This window comes from Actinomycetospora sp. (assembly GCF_036497585.1).
Taxonomy (GTDB): domain Bacteria; phylum Actinomycetota; class Actinomycetes; order Mycobacteriales; family Pseudonocardiaceae; genus Actinomycetospora.
Map to the genome: position 1 here is coordinate 1 of NZ_DASXJD010000245.1, position 18,826 is coordinate 18,826.

An 18,826-nucleotide genomic window follows, 5' to 3' on the forward strand; every position below is an offset into this window, starting at 1 on the left:
CACCCTGGACACCGCACCGACACCCACGCCACCATCACCGCCGGGCGGGGCGACCTCTTGTCGCACCCCCGGGTGCTGACCGCAGCACGACTGCCGAGGCGCCCCGCCCACCCAACACCCACTTGTTCAGCGGCCTCCTAGTGCCGCAGCATCTCCGCCGTCAGGAACGCCAGCTCCAACGACTGCTGGGTGTTCAGCCGCGGGTCGCAGGCGGTCTCGTAGCGCCCGGCGAGGTCGGAGTCGGAGATGTCCTGGGCGCCACCGAGGCACTCGGTGACGTTCTCGCCGGTGAGCTCGACGTGGATGCCGCCGGGATGGGTGCCCAGCCGGTGGTGGACCTCGAAGAAGCCCTGCACCTCGTCGACGACCTGGTCGAAGTGGCGGGTCTTGAACCCGGTGGTGGCCTCGTAGGTGTTGCCGTGCATCGGGTCGCACTGCCAGATCACCTGGTGGCCCGACGCGGTCACCTTCTCCACGATCGCCGGCAGCACCTCGCGGACCTTCCCCGCCCCCATCCGGGAGATCAGCGTCAACCGGCCGGCCTCCTGGCGCGGGTCGAGCCGCTCGACGTACTCCACGGCCTGCTCCGGGGTGGTCGACGGCCCGATCTTGACCCCGATCGGGTTGGCGAGCAGCTCCGCGAACGCGATGTGCGCGCCGTCGAGCGCCCGGGTCCGCTCCCCGATCCACAGGAAGTGGGCCCCCAGCGAGAACAGCCGGGGGTCGTCGCGGCGGGTGGAGTCCAGACGCAGCAGCGCCCGCTCGTAGTCCAGCACCAGCGCCTCGTGGCTGGCGTAGATCTCCGTGGAGTGCAGCGAGTGGTCGGTCACCCCGCACGCCGACATGAACCGCAGCGCCCGGTCGATCTCCGCGGCCACCGCCTCGTAGCGCTCCCCCGCCGCCGAGGTGCGCACGAACTCGCGGTTCCAGTCGTGCACCTCGTGCAGGTCGGCCATCCCGCCGGAGGTCAGCGCCCGCGTCAGGTTCATCGCCGCCGATGCGTTCGCGTACGCCCGGATCATCCGGCCGGGGTCGGGCACCCGCAGCTCCGCGTTGGCCGCCAGCGAGTTGACCATGTCCCCGCGGTAGGACGGCAACCCGAACGCGTCGTTGGCCGACGAGCGCGGCTTCGCGTACTGCCCGGCGATCCGCCCGATCTTGACCACCGGCGTCGAGGCGCCGTAGGTCAGCACCACCGCCATCTGCAACAACGTGCGGATGTTGCCCCGCAGGTGCGGCTCGGTGTTGTCGGCGAAGGTCTCCGCGCAGTCCCCGCCCTGCAGCAGGAACGCCTCGCCCCGGGCGACCGCCGCCAACTGGTCCCGCAACCGGTCGATCTCGGAGGGCACCGTGATCGGCGGCACGTGCTCGAGCACCGTCCGGACGTCGAGCACCGCCGAGGCATCCGGCCAGTCCGGCTGCTGGGCCGCCGGCCGCGACAGCGCCGCGTCCAGGCGCTCGCGCATCTCGGCGGGCAGGGGCGGCAGGCCGGGCAGGGCATCCACGGGCAGATCGACGGACCACACGAGACACGAGCTTACGGGCGCGCCGCGGAGGAGCCTCAGCAGACGCGGTGCGCGATCTCCTCGCCGCGCGCCCAGCGGCCGACGTTGGCGACGAACCCGCGCGCCATGCCCGCGTAGGACTCCTCGGTGATGCCCCCGACGTGCGGGGTCACGACGACGTTCTCGGCGAGCAGGTCGTCGTGCGGGTCGATCGGCTCGGTCCAGGTGACGTCGAGCCCGGCGCCGGCGAGCCGCCCGGAGCGCAGCGCCGCAAGCAGGGCGTCGCGGTCGACGACGGGGCCGCGCGCGATGTTGACCAGGTGTCCCCCGGGACGCAGGGCGGCGAGGGCGGCGTCGCCGACGATGCCGCGGGTCGCCTCGGTGAGCGGGCAGGCGACGACGAGGTCGTCGACACCGTCGAGCGCCGCGGGCAGCTCGTCGGCGCGGCGGAGGGTCCCGACGACGGCGGCCGCGTCCGGGTACGCGTCGGCTCCCCGCCGCCCGATCCCGACGACGTGGACCCCGAACGCCGCGAGCCGGCGCGCCACCTCGACGCCGATGTCGCCGGTCCCGAGCACCGCCACCGTCCGGCCCCGCAGCATCGTCCCCATCGGCGACCCGACCGCCTTCTCGGCGACGTTCGCCCGGGCCTCCTCGAAGCGACGGAGCACGGCGAGCAGCAGGAGCATCGCGAGCTCGGCGACGGCGGTCGCATTGCCCGAGTCGCCGCCCGGGACGTTGGCCACGGGGATGCCGCGCTCCGTGGCGGCGTCCAGGTCGACTCCCGACACCCCGACCCCGAACTGCTGGACGAACCGCGCGCCGCAGGCGTCCATCAACGCCCCGTCGATCGTGCTCCCCAGCGGGGAGAGGACGTCCACCGGCTCCGGCGCCGCGTGGGGAACATCCACGAGCTCGACGTGGTCGAGACCTGGCACCCCCTCCGCGAGCGCCGCCTCCAGGCAGCGCCGCACCGCCGGGAACCCACCGCCGACCAGCCCGATGCGCACGTCGATCACCCTGCCACGGCGAGCCCCGGGCGTTCAGCGCCGTGCGTCACGCGCCTCGACGCCTGCCATGCCCAGCTCGCGCCAGCGGGCGTCGATGACCTCCCACTTGCGCAGGTTGTGCCGGGCGTCGGCGAGCGCGTCGTGGGCGTCGTCGGGCGGGCTCGGCAGCGCGGGCCGCCCGACGTCCTCCCAGCGCTGGCGCAGGTCACGGGTGAAGCGGGGCAGGGCGCGCGGCAGGTCCGGCATCGCCCCCCAGAGCTGGGCGATCACGACGTGGTCGTAGGGCGCGTTCCACGCCCACAGCTCGACCTCGCCCGCGCCGGCCGTCACGAACTCGTAGAAGCCCTCGCGGATCTGCAGCCGGCTGCACCACACCGGGTCCGAGCTCGGCGGGAGCTTGTCGAGCACGTTCTTGCGCACCCAGGGGCCCGCCCGCAGCGGGTCGAACTGGCGGGAGACCGCGTAGAACTCGCGGCCGGCTTCGTCGACGGCGCCCAGGGAGACCAGCTCGATGGTGGTCCCGTCCTCGATGAACTCGCAGTCGTAGAAGATCCGTGCCACGGCCACCTATTGTCCCCCGGCCGGTACGCGCGGTTCCGGTTCCCCCCGGGGGTGGCTCAGGCGGCCTGGTCCGAGGACTCCTTGGCCTTGGAGGCGTAGACGTCGACGTACTCCTGGCCGGAGAGCTCCATGAGCGCGTACATCACCTCGTCGGTGAGGGCGCGCTCCACCTGGCGGTCGTCGGCGATGCCGAAGTACCGCGAGAAGTCAAGCGGCTCCCCGATCACGATCTTGATCTTGACCGGCCGCCAGAAGCGGGACCCGACGGGGTTCGCGCGGTCGGTGCCGACCATCGCGACCGGCACGACGGGGACCTGCGCCTCCAGCGCCATCCGCGCCACCCCGGTGCGGCCCTTGTAGAGCCGGCCGTCGGGTGAGCGGGTGCCCTCGGGGTAGATGCCGAAGAGCCGGCCCTCGCGCAGCACCCCGATGCCGGTGTCGAGCGCGGCCCGGGCGGCCCGCCCGTTGCCCCGCTCGATCGGGACCTGCCCCATCCCGCTGAAGAACCAGCGCTGCAGGGTGCCGATCGGACCCGGCGTCGTGAAGTACTCGGCCTTGGCCGGGAAGGCCATCCGCCGGGGCACCATGAGGGGCAGGACGAAGGAGTCGATCACCGCGAGGTGGTTGGACGCGACGAGGGCGCCACCGGAGCGGGGCAGGTTGTCCGCCCCGCGCACCTCGGGGCGGAACGCGAGGCGCATCAGCGGCCCGAGGAACACCCACTTCATGAGCCAGTACAGCACCGCGCTCCCTCCTCGCCGCCCCCGGAAACCCCCGGACGTCGCAGCGTAGGCAGGCGCACCGTGGCCGACAACGACGTCGCGTCGTACACCTCACCCGGTGGTGTGCCGACAACAGCACCGGTTCGGGCACCTGGCCGTATCGCACGCGTGTGGGACGTGCCACGATGGGCTCCGGGTGGCGCAGCGTTCGGCGCCCGGACGAACCCTGGTGCAGGAGGCGCTCGTGCCCGTGATGCTCGGGGCGGAGCCGTTCTCCGCCGATCCCCCGGGCGAGCCCGGGATCGGCGTGGTCCTCTCGCACGGCTTCACCGGCACCCCGCAGAGCATGCGGCCGTGGGGCGAGCACCTCGCGGCGCAGGGCTTCGCGGTCCGCGGCCCGCGCCTGCCGGGGCACGGCACGCACTGGCGGGACATGCAGGCCACGCGCTGGCCCGACTGGTACGGCGAGCTGGCCCGCGCCGTCGACGAGCTGGCCGGGCGGTGCCGCTCGGTGTTCGTCTTCGGGCTGTCGATGGGCGGCACGCTCGCGCTGCGCCTCGCCGAGGAGTACGGCGACGCGATCGCCGGCATCTGCCTGGTCAACCCGTCGGTGACGACGCTGCGGCGCGACGCCGCCTTCGCCCGCCACCTCGCCCGGGTGTGGCCGTGGGCGAACGCCGTCGCGAACGACGTCGCGAAGCCCGGGGTGACCGAGCTCGCGTACGACCGGGTGCCGCTGCGGGCCTTCGTCTCGCTCACCGAGCTGTGGGACCTCGTCCGGTCCGACCTCCCCCGCGTGCGCCAGCCGACGCTGCTCTACCGCTCGACCGCCGACCACGTCGTCGAACCGGTGAACGCCCGCCTGGTGCTCGAGGGCATCTCCTCGACCGACGTCGCCGAGGTGGTGCTGCGCGACAGCTACCACGTCGCGACGCTCGACCACGACGCCCCGACGATCTTCGAGGGCGGCGCCGCCTTCGCGCGGCGCGTCGACGCGGCGCGGACCGCGTCGTCCTCCCCCACACCCACCGGCTCGACCGCAGGGAACCCCGCATGAGCGCCCCCGACCCCGAGGACACCCCCCGGCCGGAGACTCCCCGCCGCTCCGACGACGCCTCCCGCCCGCCGGGGTCGGCCGGAGCCCGGCGGTTCGAGCTGCCCGAGGACGTCGATGCGGAGTTCGCGGCGATCGTCGCCGAGTGGGCCGGCACCGACGCCCCGCGATGGCCCGACGGGTCGACCGGTTCTCCCGACGACGGCCCCTCCTCGCGGATCGGGGTCGCGACGCCGCCGCAGGGGCAGCCCGAGGCGCACCCGGAACGCCGTCCCGCCGACCTCTTCGACGCGACCCCGGCCCCGCCGCCCGACGCGCCGCGGGTCGCGGAGCCCCGCGGGTCCGGCACCGAGACCCCGCCGCCGCGCCAGGAGGTCACCCCCGGCCCGGCCGCCGCGCGCGACCACGACCACTTCGTGCCGCCCGAGCCGCCGGCGCTGCCGCGGATCGGTCTCTCGAGCCTGCTGGGCCTGCTGCTCCTGGTCGTCGGGGTGGTGCTCCTCGCGCTGCCCGCGCTCGTCGGCGGTCAGCTCGTCGGGCTGGGCGTCGTGCCGGGGCTGCTCGCGATGGCGGCCGGCCTGGGCTGGCTGGTGGTGGGGATGCGCCGCTCGTCCGACGACGACGACGGGTCGGGGTCGGACCGGCACGGGACCGTATAGGTGCGCTTCGCGCCTGTGAGCACTGATCCGTGTCATACGACGGAATCAGGGGAGCACGCCGATAGGGCTCACGTGCGCGAAGCGCATCTCTCGCGGGCGTCGAGCGCCGCGCCGATGACGCCGGCGTCCCCGCCGAGCACCGCGGGCCGTACCTTGGCGAGCCGCCGGTGGCCCCGGCCGGTGATCTCCTCGCCGTAGACCCGCACGGCGTCGTCGAGGAAGAGCTCGGCGGAGGCGGACACCTCGCCGCCGATCACGACGACGTCGGGGTCGAACACGTCGGCGACGAGCGCGAGACCGCGTCCGAGCCAGCCCGCGAAGTCCGCGACCACGCGGCGGGCCAGCGCGTCACCTGCGGCCGCGGCGTGCGCGACGTCGCGGCCGGTCAGGGGCAGCCCGCGCTCCCAGGCCGCCCGGAGCGTCGTGAAGTCCTCGCCGGCCGAGACGAGCTCGTCGGCGCCGGTACCGAGGGCGGTCCCGCTGCAGTAGCGCTCGAGGCAGCCCCGCTTGCCGCACGGGCACGGGCGGCCGTCCGGCACGAGCACGAGGTGCCCCAGCTCGGGGGCGACGCCGAACGCGCCCCGGAACACGGTGCCCTCGACGAGCAGCGCGGCTCCGATGCCGGTGCCGAGCGCGACCAGGACCGCGACGCGCGCGCCGGCCGCCGCACCCACCCGGTGCTCGGCCAGGCCCGCGGCGTTGGCGTCGTGCTCGAGGGTCACCGGCAGCCCGAGCCGCTCGGTCATGGTCGCGACCACGGGTTCGTCCCGCCACGGCAGGTGGGCGCCGAAGGAGACCGCGCGGCGGTCCGGATCGACGAACCCCGCCACCGCCAGCCCGACCGCGGCCACCTCCCGGCCGTCCGCGCGCGCCTCGCCGACCAGGTGCTCCACCAGGCCGGCCACGATGTCGTCGAGGTCGCGGGGTGCGCGTGGGGTGGGGGCGATGCGGGTGGTGAGCAGGGTCCCGTCGGCGTCCACGAGCCCGGCCTTGGCGGTGGTCCCCCCGACGTCGACGCCGACGGTCAGCACGGGCGCGGCCGGCGGCGGACGGGGATGCGCTGCACGCCGCGGGTGGAGCGGCTGGGCGCGGGACCGACGGGGGCCCGGGTCCCCGTGACCACCGGCGTCGTCGGGGCCGGGGTGGCCTTGGTCGGGGTGGCCTTGGTCGGGGTGGCCGGAGGCGGCGGCGCGGCCGGCGGCGGCGCGGCCGGGCCGCCCGCGGAGCCGTGGCGGGGACTGGGACGCGGGCCCCGCTTGCCGGTGGGCCGCTCCGGGGCGACGCGGGGCCCGTCCGGGGCCGGGCCCGGGGGCGCGGGGTCGGGGTCGAAGTGCGCGTGCGGGGCGTCCCAGGGCACGTCGGGGCCGGCCTCGCCCGGACCGCGCTCGGCCTCGGGCTCCGGCGCGGTGCGGGCCGCCGCCGGGCCCTCCGGGGTCGCCGTCCCGGAGGCGGGGTGCTCGTGGACGTGCGACTGCAGCAGCAGGCGCAGCACGACGAGGAGCGCGGACGCCTGCTCGGCGAGGTGCGCGGTGAGCTCGGACTGCTCCCCGCGCACAGCCGCGACCAGGGCGCACACCGGGCACCAGGTGCACGGCCCGGCGCTCTGAGGTGGGCGCGTGGTCCCGGCGCGCGGGGTGGCCGCCCCGTCGACCCGGGTGCCGACCCAGTCCAGCAGCGTCGTCGCCGTCGCCCGCGCCTCCCGGGCCAGCCGCTCGCGCGCCGCGCGGTCCGCCTCGGTGCCCCCCGGTCCCGTCACGTCACTGCATCCAGACCGACGGGTCGGGGCGGAACGCCACCGAGAGCACGTCGTCGTCGAGGTCGGCGCCGATGACGTCGCAGCGGCGCAGCACCGGCGGGAGGGCCACGGTGCGGCGGCGTCCCGCGACGGTCACCGCGAGCTCGTCGCCGATGCGGGCGAGGTCGACCTCGCCGTCGCCGATGCCAGGCACCTGCAGGTCCAGCACGTACTCGCTGTCGGTGGACGTGCCCTCCCCCGCGGTCCGGCGCAGCTCCAGCAGCGGGCGCGCGCACCCGCCCGCGAGCGGGTCGGCGTCGCCGTAGAGGTCGTCGGCGAGCGCGGCGAGCTCCTCGGGCCCGACCGGCTCGCCCGCCCGGTGCCCGACCGCGCGCACCGGGACGCCCATGCCGGCGGTCAGCTCCTCGAGCTCGGCGAGCACCTCCTGCTGCTCCCGGCGGCGCTCGCGCATCCAGGAGGCGGCGGCGCCGCGCCCGGTTCCCGGGTCCGGGACGAGCCGGTTCGCGACGACGCCGTCGACGTGCAGCTCGTGCAGCGCGAGCGCGGTGAGCGTGCGGCGGGTCTCGGCCGCGACGACGCGCTCCGGGGTGAGGACCAGCCGGATCGTCGTCGTGGTCTGGTCGGCGAGCAGGGCGCGCAGCCCGGAGAGCTGCTCGGCCAGGCGGGACAGGGAGGCTGCCGCGGCATCCCACTTCGCGACCTGCGCGCCGCTGCCCGCGAGCCCGGCCAGCACGCCGCGGACGGCCCGGCGGTGTGCCGGGAAGAGCCGCTCGAGGTAGCCGCCGACCGCCTCGGGCAGGCTGAGCAGGCGCAACGTCTCGGCTGTCGGGCCGCAGTCGACGACGACGACCTCCCACGGCCCGTCCTCGGTGGCCCGCCGGACCTGCTCGAGCGCGAGCAGTTCCTCCACGCCCGGGAGCACGGTGAGCTCGTCGGCGACGAGCTCGTCGACGCCGGCGCCCGCCAGCAGCGTCCGCAGCTGCGCGCGCAGCGGCTCCCAGGCCTCGTCGACGAGCGCCCGGGTGTCGATGTGGGCGGCGAACAGCCCGGGCAGGGTCGGCGTGACCTCGGCCGGCTCCCCGCCGAGGTCGGCGGCGAAGGCGTCGCCGAGTGAGTGCGCGGAGTCGGTGGAGAGCACGAGGACCTTGCGGCCCGCGCGGGCGAGCGCCACCGCCGTCGCGGCCGCGGTGGTCGTCTTGCCCACCCCGCCCTTGCCGGTGAACAGCAGGACGCGCACTAGCCCTCCACGCGGCGCTTGAGGCCGCTCAGCGCCGTGTCCATGATCCGCTTCTCGGCCCGGCGCTTGATCAGGCCCGGCATCGGCACCGCCAGGTCGACGGACAGCGTGTAGGTCACGGTGGTGGTCTCCTCCCCGGAGCCCTCGAGCCGGTACCGCCCGCGCTGGCCGCGCTGCATCTGGCCCGAGACGAGATCCCAGGTGACGCCGTCGTCGACCCAGTCGTAGGCGAGCACGTAGGTATCCTTCAGGGGACCGGCGTCGAGGGTGAACCGGACCTGTTCGGGGCGGCCCTCGTCGTCGTTGGTGAGGACCTTCGCCGAGGTGATGGAGTCCGCCCACTCCGGGTAGGAGGGGAAGTCGGCGATCACGTCGAGCACCGCCGCCGGCCCGGCCGCGATGGTGATGGACTGTGTCGACTCGTCCGCCATGGCGCGGAAGGCTACCGTCGCGTCGGGATCCGTTCGTCCCCGCCGTCACCTGGGGCACGCCGGCCGGGGGGCGACGCATCTCACGCGTGATCAGCGCTCCTCCCGCGGGTGAGGCGCCGGTCACCAGCGCGCCGTGGCCGCGACCCCCCGGCGCCGGAAGTGCCCGACGTTGACGCACTCCGTCGGCCCGATGCGCATCCGCGTCGTGAGCGGGGCGTGCACGTGCCCGAAGAGCGCCAGGCGGGGCCGGTGGACACGGACGTGCTCGAGCAGGGCGGGTGAGGTCAGCTCGTGGGTGCGGGCGACGACGTCGAAGGCCAGCTCGGCCACCGCGGGCGGCGCGTGGCTGCACAGCACGTCGACCGGCCCCAGCGCCTCGACCGCCGCCTCGAACTCACCCGCCTCCCGCATGTAGGACCGGAAGATCCGTGCCCGCGGCTCGACCCCGGGCGGCAGGGGCACCCCGCCGACGAAGCCGACGCGCCGGTCGCCGATCTCGACCACCTCGCCGTCGACCACCTGCAGCTGCGGGTGCTTGGCGAGGAACTCCGGCCACAGCTCAGGCACGTCGACGTTGCCCGGGATCAGCCAGACGGGGACGTCGAAGGAGCCGAGCACGGCGAACATCTGCTCGTAGCGGCGGCGCACGGCGGCGTCGACCTGGCCCGCCGGGTCGTCGACGTCGGCCCACAGCGCCCGCGTGTACTCGCGCAGCGCTCCCGGGCCGCCCTCGGCGCGGAGCCGCGCGAACTCGACGGTGGCCTCCGGGCCGAGGATCTCGGCGAGGATCCCCTGGGTGGGGTCGTCGTAGTCGACGAAGTCGAGGAGGTCGCCGAGCACGAGCAGGCCCTCGGCGCCCTCGGCGGCACGGGCGAGGTCGGTGGCGTTGCCGTGGACATCGGAGACGACGTGAACCAACACTGTCGAGCAGGTCCTGTCTTCAGGCCGCGGGCACCGCGGGCTCGCCCGGGCGGCGCCCCCGCTCGAGGGAGTCCTTGAGGCCGAACGCGATCTCCTTGGCGGCCCGTTGGCGACGCAGCGCCTCCCGCGCCGCGCCGGAGCGCCCCCGGAGCACGCGCCGCGCGGGTGCCCCCTCGGGGCCGGGCGCGGGGTCCACACGCAGGAACCAGTGCAGCAACGTGCCCTCCTCGGCGGCGGGCTCGTCACCGGGGCCGGGGTGCGGCCTCCTGGCGGACGGGCCGAGCACCACCGGCTCGCACCAGACCTCGGCGCTGCCGACCCAGCGACCGGTGACCGACCAGCGGACGCCGGCCTCGCCGCGGTCGGCGAAGACCGTCAGGTCGAGGTCCGGCCAGAGCCGCGGCCAGGTGGCGGGGTCGGCGAAGGCGGCGGCGACCTCCGCCCGCGCGGCGAGCACGAACGTATCGTCGATCACGTCGAGGGCGGCCACGGACCCAGCCTGCCCGACGATCACCTGCTCCGCACCGGGGAGCCGGCGGGGTTCGTCCGGTACAGGCGATTCGCCCGGTTACTTCAGGGTAGTGACGGACCCCGGCCCTCGCCCTAGGCTGCGCGCACCGGGGGTCGTCGAGGACTCCGGGCGAGCGAGAGGGTGTGTTCGGGGTGCAGGAGTACAGCGTGCCGGCCGCGGCGAAGGTGGCGGACGACGACCGGCTCACCGACGCGGTGTGGGACAACGCCGCCGAGCACCCCGACGAGATCGCCTACCGCCGCGCCGTCGACGGCGAGTGGACGCCGGTCACGTTCCGCGAGTTCCGCGACGAGGTGCTCGCCGTCGCCAAGGGGTTCGTCGCCGCGGGCCTGCAGCCGGGCGACCGGGTCGGCATCGTCGCCCGCACCCGCTACGAGTGGACGCTGCTCGACTACGCGCTCTGGACCGCCGGGTGCGCCGGGCTGCCGATCTACGAGACCTCCTCGGCCTCGCAGTACGAGTGGTGCCTGTCGAACTCGGAGGCCCGCGGCGTGATCGTCGAGACCGACGAGCACCGCGCCACCCTCGACGAGGTCCTCGGCTCGCTCCCCGACCTCACCCACATCTGGCAGATCGACGGCTCGTCGCCCGCGGTCGAGGCGCTCAAGGAGGCGGGCGCCGGGGTCTCCGACGCCGACGTCGAGGCCCGCCGCACGGGCGTGCGTGCCGACGACCCGGCGACGCTGATCTACACCTCCGGCACCACCGGGCGGCCGAAGGGCTGCGTGATCACCCACCGCAACCTGCTGTTCGAGGTGCGCGCGGCCGGTGAGGTGTTCGGCAGCCTGATGCAGCCGGGGAACTCGACGCTGCTCTTCCTCCCGCTCGCCCACATCTTCGCGCGCGTGGTGCAGATCGCCGCCCAGGAGCACCGCTACGTCGTCGGGCACTTCGCCGACACCTCGAAGCTCTCGAGCGAGCTGCCGCGCTTCAAGCCGGACTTCGTGCTCTCGGTGCCGCGGGTGTTCGAGAAGGTCTACAACGCGGCCAAGCAGAAGGCGTACCAGGGCGGCAAGGGCCGGATCTTCGATCTCGCCGAGTCGACGGCGGTGGAGTACTCGACGGCGCTGGACGGCTCCGGGCCCGGCCTGCTGCTGCGCGCCAAGCACGCGGTGTTCGACGCGCTGGTCTACGGCAAGCTCCGCGAGGCCCTCGGCGGGCAGTGCCGCGGGGCGGTCTCCGGCGGCTCGGCGCTCGGGAAGCGCATCGGACATTTCTTCCGCGGCGTCGGCATCCCGATCTACGAGGGCTACGGCCTCACCGAGACCAGCGCGGCCGTCACCGCGAACGGCGAGAACACGCTGCGGGTCGGCACCGTCGGGCGCCCGCTGCCCGGCGTCACGGTCGCGATCGCCGACGACGGCGAGGTGCTCGCCAAGGGCGACGTGGTGTTCGGCGGCTACTGGCGCAACCAGGAGGCCACCGAGGAGACTCTGGTCGACGGCTGGTTCCACACCGGCGACATCGGGACCCTCGACGACGGCTTCCTCTCCATCACCGGGCGCAAGAAGGAGCTGATCGTCACCGCGGGCGGCAAGAACGTCGCGCCCGCCGTGATCGAGGACCGAATCCGCGCCCACCGGCTGGTCAGCCAGGCGCTCGTCGTCGGGGACAACCGCCCCTACGTGGCCGCCCTCGTCACCCTCGACCCCGAGGCGCTGCCGGACTGGGCGTCCGAGCACGGCAAGTCGGGCACGACGGCCGAGGAGCTTGCCGGCGACGAGGACCTCCGCGCCGAGATCCAGGCCGCGGTCGACGACGGGAACTCCGCGGTCTCGAAGGCGGAGTCGGTGAAGCGGTTCCGCATCCTGACCTCCGACTTCACCGAGGACTCCGGCGAGCTCACCCCGACGATGAAGCTCAAGCGCAACGTGATCGCCGACCAGCGCGCCGACGACATCGAGCAGGTGTACGCGCAGCGCTGATCCCCGGCGCCCCTGACGGCACGAACGGCCGGTTGATGACCCGAGAAGGTCACGAACCGGCCGTTCCGGGGCTACTCCGGACGGGCCAGCGCGGCCAGTCGGCGAGCGCGCGAGGTCCACGTCCACTCCGCCTGCATCCACCGTCGCCCGGCCGCACCCGCCATCGCCGCGGCGTCCGGGTCGGCGAGCAGGTCCGCCACGACCTCGGCGACGTCGGCCGGGTCGCGGCCGTCGGTGAGCCGACCGGTGCGGGTGCCGGGCGGGCCGCCGCGCACCGTCTCCGGCGCCCCGCCCGAGCGCCCCGCGACCACCGGCACGCCGCACGCGGAGGCCTCGAGCAGCACGATCCCGAGCCCCTCGACGTCGAGCCCGCCCCCGAGCGTGCGGCAGGGCAGGGCGAACACGTCGAGGGCGGCGTGGTGGGCAGGGATCTCCTCGTGCGCGACGGGGCCGGTGAACACCACGTGGTCGGCGACGTCGTGCTGGCGGGCCAGCCGGTGCAGGCGGTCGCGGTCAGGGCCGTCGCCCGCGACCAGCAGCGCCGTCCCCGGCACCCGGCGCCGCACGGCGGGCAGCGCGCGGACGAGGACGTCCTGCCCCTTGCGCCGCACCAGGCGCGACACGCAGCCGACCACCGGCCGGTCCCCGAGGCCGTAGCGGGCCCGGATCGTCTCCCGCGCGCCCCGGTCGGGGGCGAAGCGGTGGGTGTCGATGCCTGGCGGGAGCGGCTCGAGCGCGGCGTCGGGTCCCATGGCCGCGGCGATGCGCCCGCGGGTGTAACGGCTGACGGTGGTGACGACGTCGGTGCCGCGGCCGATGCGCCGCAGCGCCTGTCGCGCGCCGGGCAGCATCGACCACCCGACCTCGTGGCCGTGGGTGCTCGCGAGCACCCGCGAGACCCCGGCGCGGCGCCGCAGGACCGGCGCCATGAGCGCGAGGGGCGCGGCGGCGCCGAACCAGATCGTGTCGCAGCCCTCGGCGCGGGCGAGCTCGACGGCCCGGCGGGTGGCGGCGGGGCTCGGCAGCATCACCGTCGTCGGGAAGCGGTGCACGGCGAATGGCTGGGCGGCATCGAACCCGGCGCAGCGTTCGTCGGTGTCGTGGGCGTCGGGCCAGGTCGAGGCGAGCACGGTGAGGGCGCCCGCCGGGAGCCGGACGGCGAGCTCGTGCAGGTAGGACTGGATGCCGCCGGGCCGGGGCGGGAAGTCGTTGGTGACGAGCAGCGTCCTCGTCCCGGCGGGCACGGTCACGCCCGGCACCCTCCCAGACGCCGGATCAGGCGGGCGCGATCCGCCGGATCGCCGAGATGTTGCCGCGCAGCGGCGCCACCTTGACGACGTCCCCGGACTGCGGTGCCTCGAGGAACTCCCCACCGCCCACATAGATCCCCACGTGGTAGGCCGGGTCGCCGAAGAACACCAGGTCGCCGGGCTGGGCCTGCTCGGGCGTGACCGGGCTCCCGACCTGCTGCTGCGCGGCGGCGACCCGCGGCATCGCGATCCCGATCTGCCGGTAGGCCCACTGCACGAGCCCGGAGCAGTCGAACGTGCGCGGTCCGGTGGCCCCCCACACGTAGGGGGCGCCCTGGCGGGTGAGGGCGGCCCGCAGCGCGTCGATCCCCAGCGAGGTGCCCGCGATCGTCGTCGGGAAGTTCGTGACGCCGCCGCTGCGCAGCTCGGCGCGGTCGGCGGGCGACAGGCGGGCCAGGGCGGCGTTCGCCGCGGCCACGTCGCGGTCGGCCTCGGCCTTGGTCCGGGCGGCGTCGGTGACGGCCCGGAGGGCGTCGTCGGCGGCGCGCTTCGCGTCGACCGCGCGGGTGTCGGCGTCGTGCTGCGCGGCCTCGGCGGCGGAGGAGGCATCGAGGTAGCCCTGCAGCACCGCCCGGTTGGCCTCGGAGACGGTGTCGAGGAGGGCGACCTTGTCGAGGTAGTCCTGCGGCGAGGGGCTGGAGAGCAGTGCGCCGAGCTGGTCGAGGCCACTACCCTGGTAGGTGCTGCGGGTCAGCTGGTCGACCGAGGTGTAGGCCTTCTCGAGGCGCCCGTGCGCGGCGTCGACCGCGGTGCGGGACGCGACGGCCGCCCTCGCAGTCCGGTCGGCCTCGGCGCGCTTGACGGGGAGCTGCTCCCTGGCCCCCATGGCCTGCTCGTTCGCGGCCTCCGCGCGGGCGTTGGCGTCAGCGAGGCGCCGGACCACGTCGTTCGCGTTCGGCGGGACGATCGGGTCGGCCGCCGCGGCGACCGGGGCCAGCAGCCCGGGCCCGAGGACGGCGAGCAGGGCGAGCAGCACGAGGACCGCGGGGGCGGTGGCCAGCCGCGCACGCCGGGGAGCCGGTCCGGGGATCACGGGCGGGGAACCCTTTCTCGAACAGGGAGGGACCTGCTCGACGGACCCGGGCGGGGAGCTCGTCGGCGAGAGGTGTCGGGACGGTAACGAACCAGGTCCCGCGACGATCCGCGTGGATCCCCTGCCCGGCGCGGCCGGCGCCGGACGGTGGTTCCCCGGCGCCCGTCAGCCGGCGTCGCGTCGTCGGCCGCCCGCCCGGCGCGGGGCCGTCCGTCCGTCGTCGGGGGCCTCCGGCGCCGCCGTCACCAGGCGCAGGTGCGGGATGAGGCCGTGGTCGGCGAGCACCTCGAGGGCGCGGCGCTCCACGGGGCCGAACTCCACCGGCAGGGGCGCGCCGGGCTCGGCGGGCTCGCGCGGCTCCGGGGCGGTCACGCGACCCGCCGTCGCCCCCGACCGCGCCGGCACCTCCGGGGTGCCCAGGAGCACGCCGACGACGCAGTCGTCGCAGGCCTGGTGGCGCACCACGCACGTGTCGCAGTCGATGATCATCTCGGCCTCCGCCGGTCGGCCCCCGGCTCTCGGGGGGAGTCGCGGCGGACGGTAGGTGGGGGGTCCGACAACGACGCCGGTCCCGTCCCGCGGATGTGACCCAGGTCTCAGATGCGGGCGAGTCGGGCGAGCAGGACGCTCGAGGGCACCGGGTGCGCCCCCCGGCGGCGCACCGAGTCGACCACCGCCCGGTCGGAGGTGACCACCACGAGCGGGCGCCCCTCGGGCTCGGCGTCGACGAGCCGGCGGATGAGGTCGTCGGCGATGACCCCGGGGTCGGAGAAGAGCACCCGGACGCCCCGCACGGACGCGGTGGGCACCCCGGTGATCCCGGCGCCGTCGAACACCAGCGTCGTCTCGGCCTGCGTGCGCGCCGCGAGCGGGGCGACCGCGGTGACCAGCCGCTCGCGCTGGGAGGCCAGCGAGAGGCTCGGCCAGCCGGTCTTGGTGACGTTGTAGCCGTCCACCATCAGGTGGACCTCGGGCAGGGCGAGCAGCCGGTCGAGCGCGGCGGGGTCGGTCACGCGCGCCATCGGGGCGCGGTCGGCGGAGCCGACGAGCTCGGCGGGTCGCGGCCCGACGTGGTGGTCGTCGACGCGCAGCCCGAGCTCGTGGCGCAGCCCCGCGGCGGCGCCCGCGACGGTGTCGACGAGCAGCGCGAGCCGGGCGTCGTCGGCGCGGCGGGCCTCGTGCGCGGCGCGGCGGGCGGTCTCCAGCTCGGCGGTCGCCCGGCGGGCCCGCGCCTCCGCCGCCGCCAGCGCCTCCCGGTCCCGGGCGCGCTCGCGGCGCAGGTCCTCGAGCTCGCGGTGCTCCTCGCCGCGGTCGTCCGCCAGCCGGGCGGTGGCCTCGGCCGCGGCGTCCTCGGCGCGGCGGACCCGGACGCCCTGCTCGCGCAGCCGGGTCCGCAGCTTGGCGACCTCGTCGGACAGGTCCGGGGTGGACTCGGCCGCGCGCGCCTTCGCCTCGTCGCGCTCGGTGGTGACCCGCTCGAGGTCCGTGGCCAGCCGGTCCGCGCGGGTGAGCGCGGCGTCCCGCTCCGCGCGCAGCCGGGCCACGTCGGCCCGCTCCCCCGCGTCGCGCAGCAGCTCCCGCGCCGCGTCCTCGTCGCCGGTGAGCACCGCGACGGCCGCGGCGTGGACGGGCTCGAGGACCGGCGGCTCCCACTCCTCGGGCCGGTGCTCGCGCCACCAGGACACGATCTCGTCGGCGAACCCCTCCGAGCTGCCGAGCGCGGCGAGCATCGGGCCGGCGCCGACCTTGGCGCGCTTGGCGGGGGCGAAGCGGGCGACGGGGCGCACCGTCGCGGGGAGGTCGGTGGCGGGCAGCTGGCCGACAGCCTGCGAGACGAGGTCGGCGACGCGGCCCCGGACCGTCTCGGGGGCCACCTCCAGAAGCGCGGCCCGTACGGCCGGGGGGACCGGGTCGGGTTCGGGACGGGCGTCGTCCCCGCCCTGCTCACCCACCTCCTCGGCCGCCATTCGCCCAGGTTAGCGGCCGTCGGGCCGGCTCGCGGGGAACGTTGTCGGGGGGTCGTCCTAGCGTCCGTGGCGATGGACGCACCACGCCCGGTGACGGGGCCCGACCCGCAGCTCACCTTCGAGGAGCTGGGCACGCCGCTGCACGCGGCGACCTTCGTGGTGCTCGACCTCGAGACCACCGGCGGCCCCCCGGCGGGGCCCGACCCGGCCGACGCGGACCCGCTGGCCGCGCCCCGCCCGGACGCCATCACCGAGATCGGCGCGGTCAAGGTGCGCGGCGGGGAGATCCTCGGCGAGTACGCCACGCTGGTCGACCCGGGGATGGCCGTCCCGCCGCAGATCGTGGCGCTGACGGGGATCACCACGGCGATGGTGCGCGACGCCCCGCGGCTCGAGGCGGTGCTGCCGGGGTTCCTCGAGTTCTGCGCGGGGGCGGTGGTCGTGGCGCACAACGCCCCCTTCGACGTCGGGCACCTGCGGGCCGCGTGCCGCCGACACGGGTCGGTGTGGCCGCGCCCGCCCGTCGTGTGCACCGCGCGTCTCGCCCGCAAGGTGCTCACGCGCGACGAGGCACCGTCGTGCCGACTCTCGGCCCTGGCGGGCCTCTTCCGCGCCGGCACCCGCCCGGTGCACCGGGCGCTCGCCGACGCGCGGGCCACCGTCGACGTCCTGCACGGGCTCCTGGAACGCGTCGGCGGCCAGGGCGTGCGCTCGCTGGAGGACCTCCTCGCCCTGCAGGTCGAGACCACGCCGGCCCAGCGCGGCAAGCGCCACCTGGCCGACGCGGTGCCGCACGCGGCGGGCGTGTACCTCTTCCGCGGCCCGGCCGACGAGGTGCTCTACGTGGGCACGTCGAACGACCTGCGCCGCCGGGTGCGCTCGTACTTCACCGGCTCCGAGAAGCGGGCCCGGGTGAAGGAGATGGTCGGGCTGGCCGAGCGGGTCGACTGGGTGGAGTGCGCCCACGCGCTGGAGGCCGAGGTGCGCGAGCTGCGCCTGCTCGCGGGGCACACGCCGCGCTACAACCGGCGGTCGCGCTACCCGCACCGCGGCTGGTGGGTGGCGCTGACCGACGAGCCGTTCCCCCGGTGGTCGGTGGTCCGCACCCCCCGCGACGACGCGGTCGGCCCGTTCGGGCGGCGCCCGGACGCGGTCCGCGCCGTGGAGGCGCTCGCCGACGCGTCCCGGCTGCGGCCCTGCACGCAGCGGATCCCAGCGCGGGGCGGCCGGGGCAGCCCGTGCGCGCTGCACGACCTCGGGCGCTGCGGGGCGCCCTGCGCGGGGCTGCAGAGCGCCGAGGCCTACTCCCCCGCCGTCGCCGGGGCGCTCGCCCTGCTGCACGGCCGGTCCGACGACGGGCTGGTGGCGCTGCGGGAGAAGGTCGCCTCTCTGGCCGCGCGGGAACGGTTCGACGACGCCGCCACCCACCGGGACCGGCTCGCGGAGCTGGCGGGCGCGCTGGCCCGGGTGCAGCGGCTCTCGGCGGTGGCGCGGGCCGAGGAGCTGGTCGCGGCGCGTCCCGACGGCGGCGGGGGCTGGGAGTTCGCCGTGGTGCGGCACGGACGCCTCGCGGCGGCGGGGACGGCCCGGCGCGGGGTGCCGCCGATGCCGGTGGTCGACGCGCTCGTGGCCACGGCGGAGACGGTGCGCCCCGGCGCGGGCCCGCTGTACGGGGCGCCGCCGGAGGAGGTCGGGGTCGTCACCCGCTGGCTGGAGCGGCCAGGGACGCGGATGGTGCGCACGACGACGCCGTGGGCGGTCCCGGCGCAGGGGGCCGGGTCGTGGTCGGGCTGGGTCACCCGGGCCCGCGACGCCGGGCGGGGGTCGTCCGGCCCGGTCGCGGCCGGTGAGGCGGCGCGGGGGCCTAGAGTTCCGGCCGGACCCGCCGACCGCCGCCCGCGCCGCCGACCCAGGGAGCCCCCGTGATCACGGCCATCGTCATGATCCACGCGAACGCCGACCGGATCCCGGAGACCGCGCAGGCCATCGCGGACCTGGACGGGGTCGCTGAGGTGTACTCCTGCGCCGGCGACGTCGACCTCGTCGCCGTGGTGCGGGTGAGCGAGCACGAGCAGCTCGCCGACGTCATCGCGGGGAGCTTGAGCCGGGTGCCGGGGGTGCGCTCGACCTCGACCCACATCGCGTTCCGCTCGTACTCGGCGAGCGACACGGACGCGGCCTTCGCCGTCGGCCTCGACTAGGG

The 18,826-nt window shown here is 76.0% G+C and carries 19 protein-coding genes; 5 read left to right on the top strand and 14 right to left on the bottom strand.

Annotation, left to right across the window (positions count from 1 at the left end; all coding sequences use genetic code 11):
• Nucleotides 1–137: 137 nt before the first annotated feature.
• From VGH76_RS25395 to VGH76_RS25410, 4 genes are all read right to left on the bottom strand, one after another.
• A complete protein-coding gene (locus tag VGH76_RS25395) occupies nucleotides 138–1,466 on the bottom strand; it encodes a class II 3-deoxy-7-phosphoheptulonate synthase (RefSeq protein WP_414637819.1) in 1,329 nt (442 codons plus the stop codon).
• Nucleotides 1,467–1,561: 95 nt separating this feature from the next.
• Nucleotides 1,562–2,524 carry an NAD(P)-dependent oxidoreductase gene (locus VGH76_RS25400; protein WP_331559551.1) on the bottom strand — a complete coding sequence of 321 codons (963 nt, stop codon included), beginning with the start codon at nucleotides 2,522–2,524 and terminating at the stop codon, nucleotides 1,562–1,564.
• A 24-nt stretch (nucleotides 2,525–2,548) separates the two neighbouring features.
• Nucleotides 2,549–3,076, bottom strand: a complete 528-nt coding sequence (locus VGH76_RS25405) for a polyadenylate-specific 3'-exoribonuclease AS (protein WP_331559585.1) — start codon at nucleotides 3,074–3,076, stop codon at nucleotides 2,549–2,551.
• Between the two features lie 56 nt (nucleotides 3,077–3,132).
• The gene (locus VGH76_RS25410; RefSeq protein ID WP_331559552.1) at nucleotides 3,133–3,819 is read right to left on the bottom strand and encodes a lysophospholipid acyltransferase family protein; all 687 of its coding nucleotides are present in this window, start codon (nucleotides 3,817–3,819) and stop codon (nucleotides 3,133–3,135) included.
• Between the two features lie 223 nt (nucleotides 3,820–4,042).
• Between VGH76_RS25410 and VGH76_RS25415 the strand changes: the two genes are divergently transcribed.
• Both VGH76_RS25415 and VGH76_RS25420 read left to right on the top strand, forming a co-directional pair.
• On the top strand, nucleotides 4,043–4,855 hold the full coding sequence (locus VGH76_RS25415) for an alpha/beta hydrolase (RefSeq protein ID WP_331559553.1): 813 nt from the start codon (nucleotides 4,043–4,045) through the stop codon (nucleotides 4,853–4,855).
• Nucleotides 4,852–5,511, top strand: coding sequence for a hypothetical protein (locus VGH76_RS25420; RefSeq protein WP_331559554.1), 660 nt, complete (start codon nucleotides 4,852–4,854; stop codon nucleotides 5,509–5,511). The genes VGH76_RS25415 and VGH76_RS25420 overlap by 4 nt, the downstream gene beginning before the upstream one ends.
• Nucleotides 5,512–5,579: 68 nt before the next feature.
• On the opposite strand, the gene VGH76_RS25425 is transcribed toward VGH76_RS25420, so the two are convergent.
• The 6 genes from VGH76_RS25425 to VGH76_RS25450 form a co-directional block, all read right to left on the bottom strand.
• Nucleotides 5,580–6,542, bottom strand: coding sequence for an ROK family protein (locus tag VGH76_RS25425; protein WP_331559555.1), 963 nt, complete (start codon nucleotides 6,540–6,542; stop codon nucleotides 5,580–5,582).
• The gene (locus tag VGH76_RS25430) at nucleotides 6,536–7,267 is read right to left on the bottom strand and encodes a hypothetical protein (protein WP_331559556.1); all 732 of its coding nucleotides are present in this window, start codon (nucleotides 7,265–7,267) and stop codon (nucleotides 6,536–6,538) included. The genes VGH76_RS25425 and VGH76_RS25430 overlap by 7 nt, the downstream gene beginning before the upstream one ends.
• Nucleotide 7,268: 1 nt before the next feature.
• A complete protein-coding gene (locus tag VGH76_RS25435; RefSeq protein ID WP_331559557.1) occupies nucleotides 7,269–8,504 on the bottom strand; it encodes an ArsA family ATPase in 1,236 nt (411 codons plus the stop codon).
• On the bottom strand, nucleotides 8,504–8,935 hold the full coding sequence (locus VGH76_RS25440; protein ID WP_331559558.1) for an SRPBCC family protein: 432 nt from the start codon (nucleotides 8,933–8,935) through the stop codon (nucleotides 8,504–8,506). Before VGH76_RS25440 ends, VGH76_RS25435 begins: the two co-directional genes overlap by 1 nt.
• A gap of 120 nt (nucleotides 8,936–9,055) precedes the next feature.
• On the bottom strand, nucleotides 9,056–9,856 hold the full coding sequence (locus tag VGH76_RS25445) for a metallophosphoesterase (protein WP_331559559.1): 801 nt from the start codon (nucleotides 9,854–9,856) through the stop codon (nucleotides 9,056–9,058).
• A 19-nt stretch (nucleotides 9,857–9,875) separates the two neighbouring features.
• On the bottom strand, nucleotides 9,876–10,346 hold the full coding sequence (locus tag VGH76_RS25450) for a polyketide cyclase / dehydrase and lipid transport (RefSeq protein ID WP_331559560.1): 471 nt from the start codon (nucleotides 10,344–10,346) through the stop codon (nucleotides 9,876–9,878).
• Nucleotides 10,347–10,519: 173 nt separating this feature from the next.
• On the opposite strand from VGH76_RS25450, the gene VGH76_RS25455 reads away from it, so the two are divergent.
• Nucleotides 10,520–12,313, top strand: a complete 1,794-nt coding sequence (locus VGH76_RS25455; RefSeq protein WP_331559586.1) for a long-chain fatty acid--CoA ligase — start codon at nucleotides 10,520–10,522, stop codon at nucleotides 12,311–12,313.
• 71 nt (nucleotides 12,314–12,384) lie between these two features.
• On the opposite strand, the gene VGH76_RS25460 is transcribed toward VGH76_RS25455, so the two are convergent.
• The 4 genes from VGH76_RS25460 to VGH76_RS25475 all read right to left on the bottom strand — a co-directional run bounded on the left by VGH76_RS25460 (nucleotide 12,385) and on the right by VGH76_RS25475 (nucleotide 16,623).
• On the bottom strand, nucleotides 12,385–13,563 hold the full coding sequence (locus VGH76_RS25460; protein ID WP_331559561.1) for a glycosyltransferase family 4 protein: 1,179 nt from the start codon (nucleotides 13,561–13,563) through the stop codon (nucleotides 12,385–12,387).
• Between the two features lie 25 nt (nucleotides 13,564–13,588).
• The gene (locus tag VGH76_RS25465; protein WP_331559562.1) at nucleotides 13,589–14,656 is read right to left on the bottom strand and encodes a C40 family peptidase; all 1,068 of its coding nucleotides are present in this window, start codon (nucleotides 14,654–14,656) and stop codon (nucleotides 13,589–13,591) included.
• A gap of 165 nt (nucleotides 14,657–14,821) precedes the next feature.
• Nucleotides 14,822–15,145 carry a hypothetical protein gene (locus tag VGH76_RS25470; protein ID WP_331559563.1) on the bottom strand — a complete coding sequence of 108 codons (324 nt, stop codon included), beginning with the start codon at nucleotides 15,143–15,145 and terminating at the stop codon, nucleotides 14,822–14,824.
• A 107-nt stretch (nucleotides 15,146–15,252) separates the two neighbouring features.
• The gene (locus tag VGH76_RS25475) at nucleotides 15,253–16,623 is read right to left on the bottom strand and encodes an NYN domain-containing protein (protein ID WP_331559564.1); all 1,371 of its coding nucleotides are present in this window, start codon (nucleotides 16,621–16,623) and stop codon (nucleotides 15,253–15,255) included.
• A gap of 72 nt (nucleotides 16,624–16,695) precedes the next feature.
• On the opposite strand from VGH76_RS25475, the gene VGH76_RS25480 reads away from it, so the two are divergent.
• Both VGH76_RS25480 and VGH76_RS25485 read left to right on the top strand, forming a co-directional pair.
• Entirely contained in the window at nucleotides 16,696–18,549 is a 1,854-nt protein-coding gene (locus VGH76_RS25480) for a DEDD exonuclease domain-containing protein (RefSeq protein WP_331559565.1), read from the top strand.
• Complete coding sequence (locus VGH76_RS25485; protein WP_331559566.1) at nucleotides 18,546–18,824, top strand: Lrp/AsnC ligand binding domain-containing protein; 279 nt, start codon at nucleotides 18,546–18,548, stop codon at nucleotides 18,822–18,824. Before VGH76_RS25480 ends, VGH76_RS25485 begins: the two co-directional genes overlap by 4 nt.
• Nucleotides 18,825–18,826 lie beyond the last annotated feature (2 nt).

What these genes read in the sequence shown, in the direction of transcription:
- VGH76_RS25420 (WP_331559554.1), top strand. Translation starts at nt 4,852, where the DNA reads ATGAGCGCCCCCGACCCCGAGGACACCCCCCGGCCGGAGACTCCCCGC.
- VGH76_RS25470 (WP_331559563.1), bottom strand. Translation starts at nt 15,145, where the DNA reads ATGATCATCGACTGCGACACGTGCGTGGTGCGCCACCAGGCCTGCGAC.
- VGH76_RS25475 (WP_331559564.1), bottom strand. Translation starts at nt 16,623, where the DNA reads ATGGCGGCCGAGGAGGTGGGTGAGCAGGGCGGGGACGACGCCCGTCCC.
- VGH76_RS25440 (WP_331559558.1), bottom strand. Translation starts at nt 8,935, where the DNA reads ATGGCGGACGAGTCGACACAGTCCATCACCATCGCGGCCGGGCCGGCG.
- VGH76_RS25480 (WP_331559565.1), top strand. Translation starts at nt 16,696, where the DNA reads ATGGACGCACCACGCCCGGTGACGGGGCCCGACCCGCAGCTCACCTTC.
- VGH76_RS25395 (WP_414637819.1), bottom strand. Translation starts at nt 1,466, where the DNA reads ATGCGCGAGCGCCTGGACGCGGCGCTGTCGCGGCCGGCGGCCCAGCAG.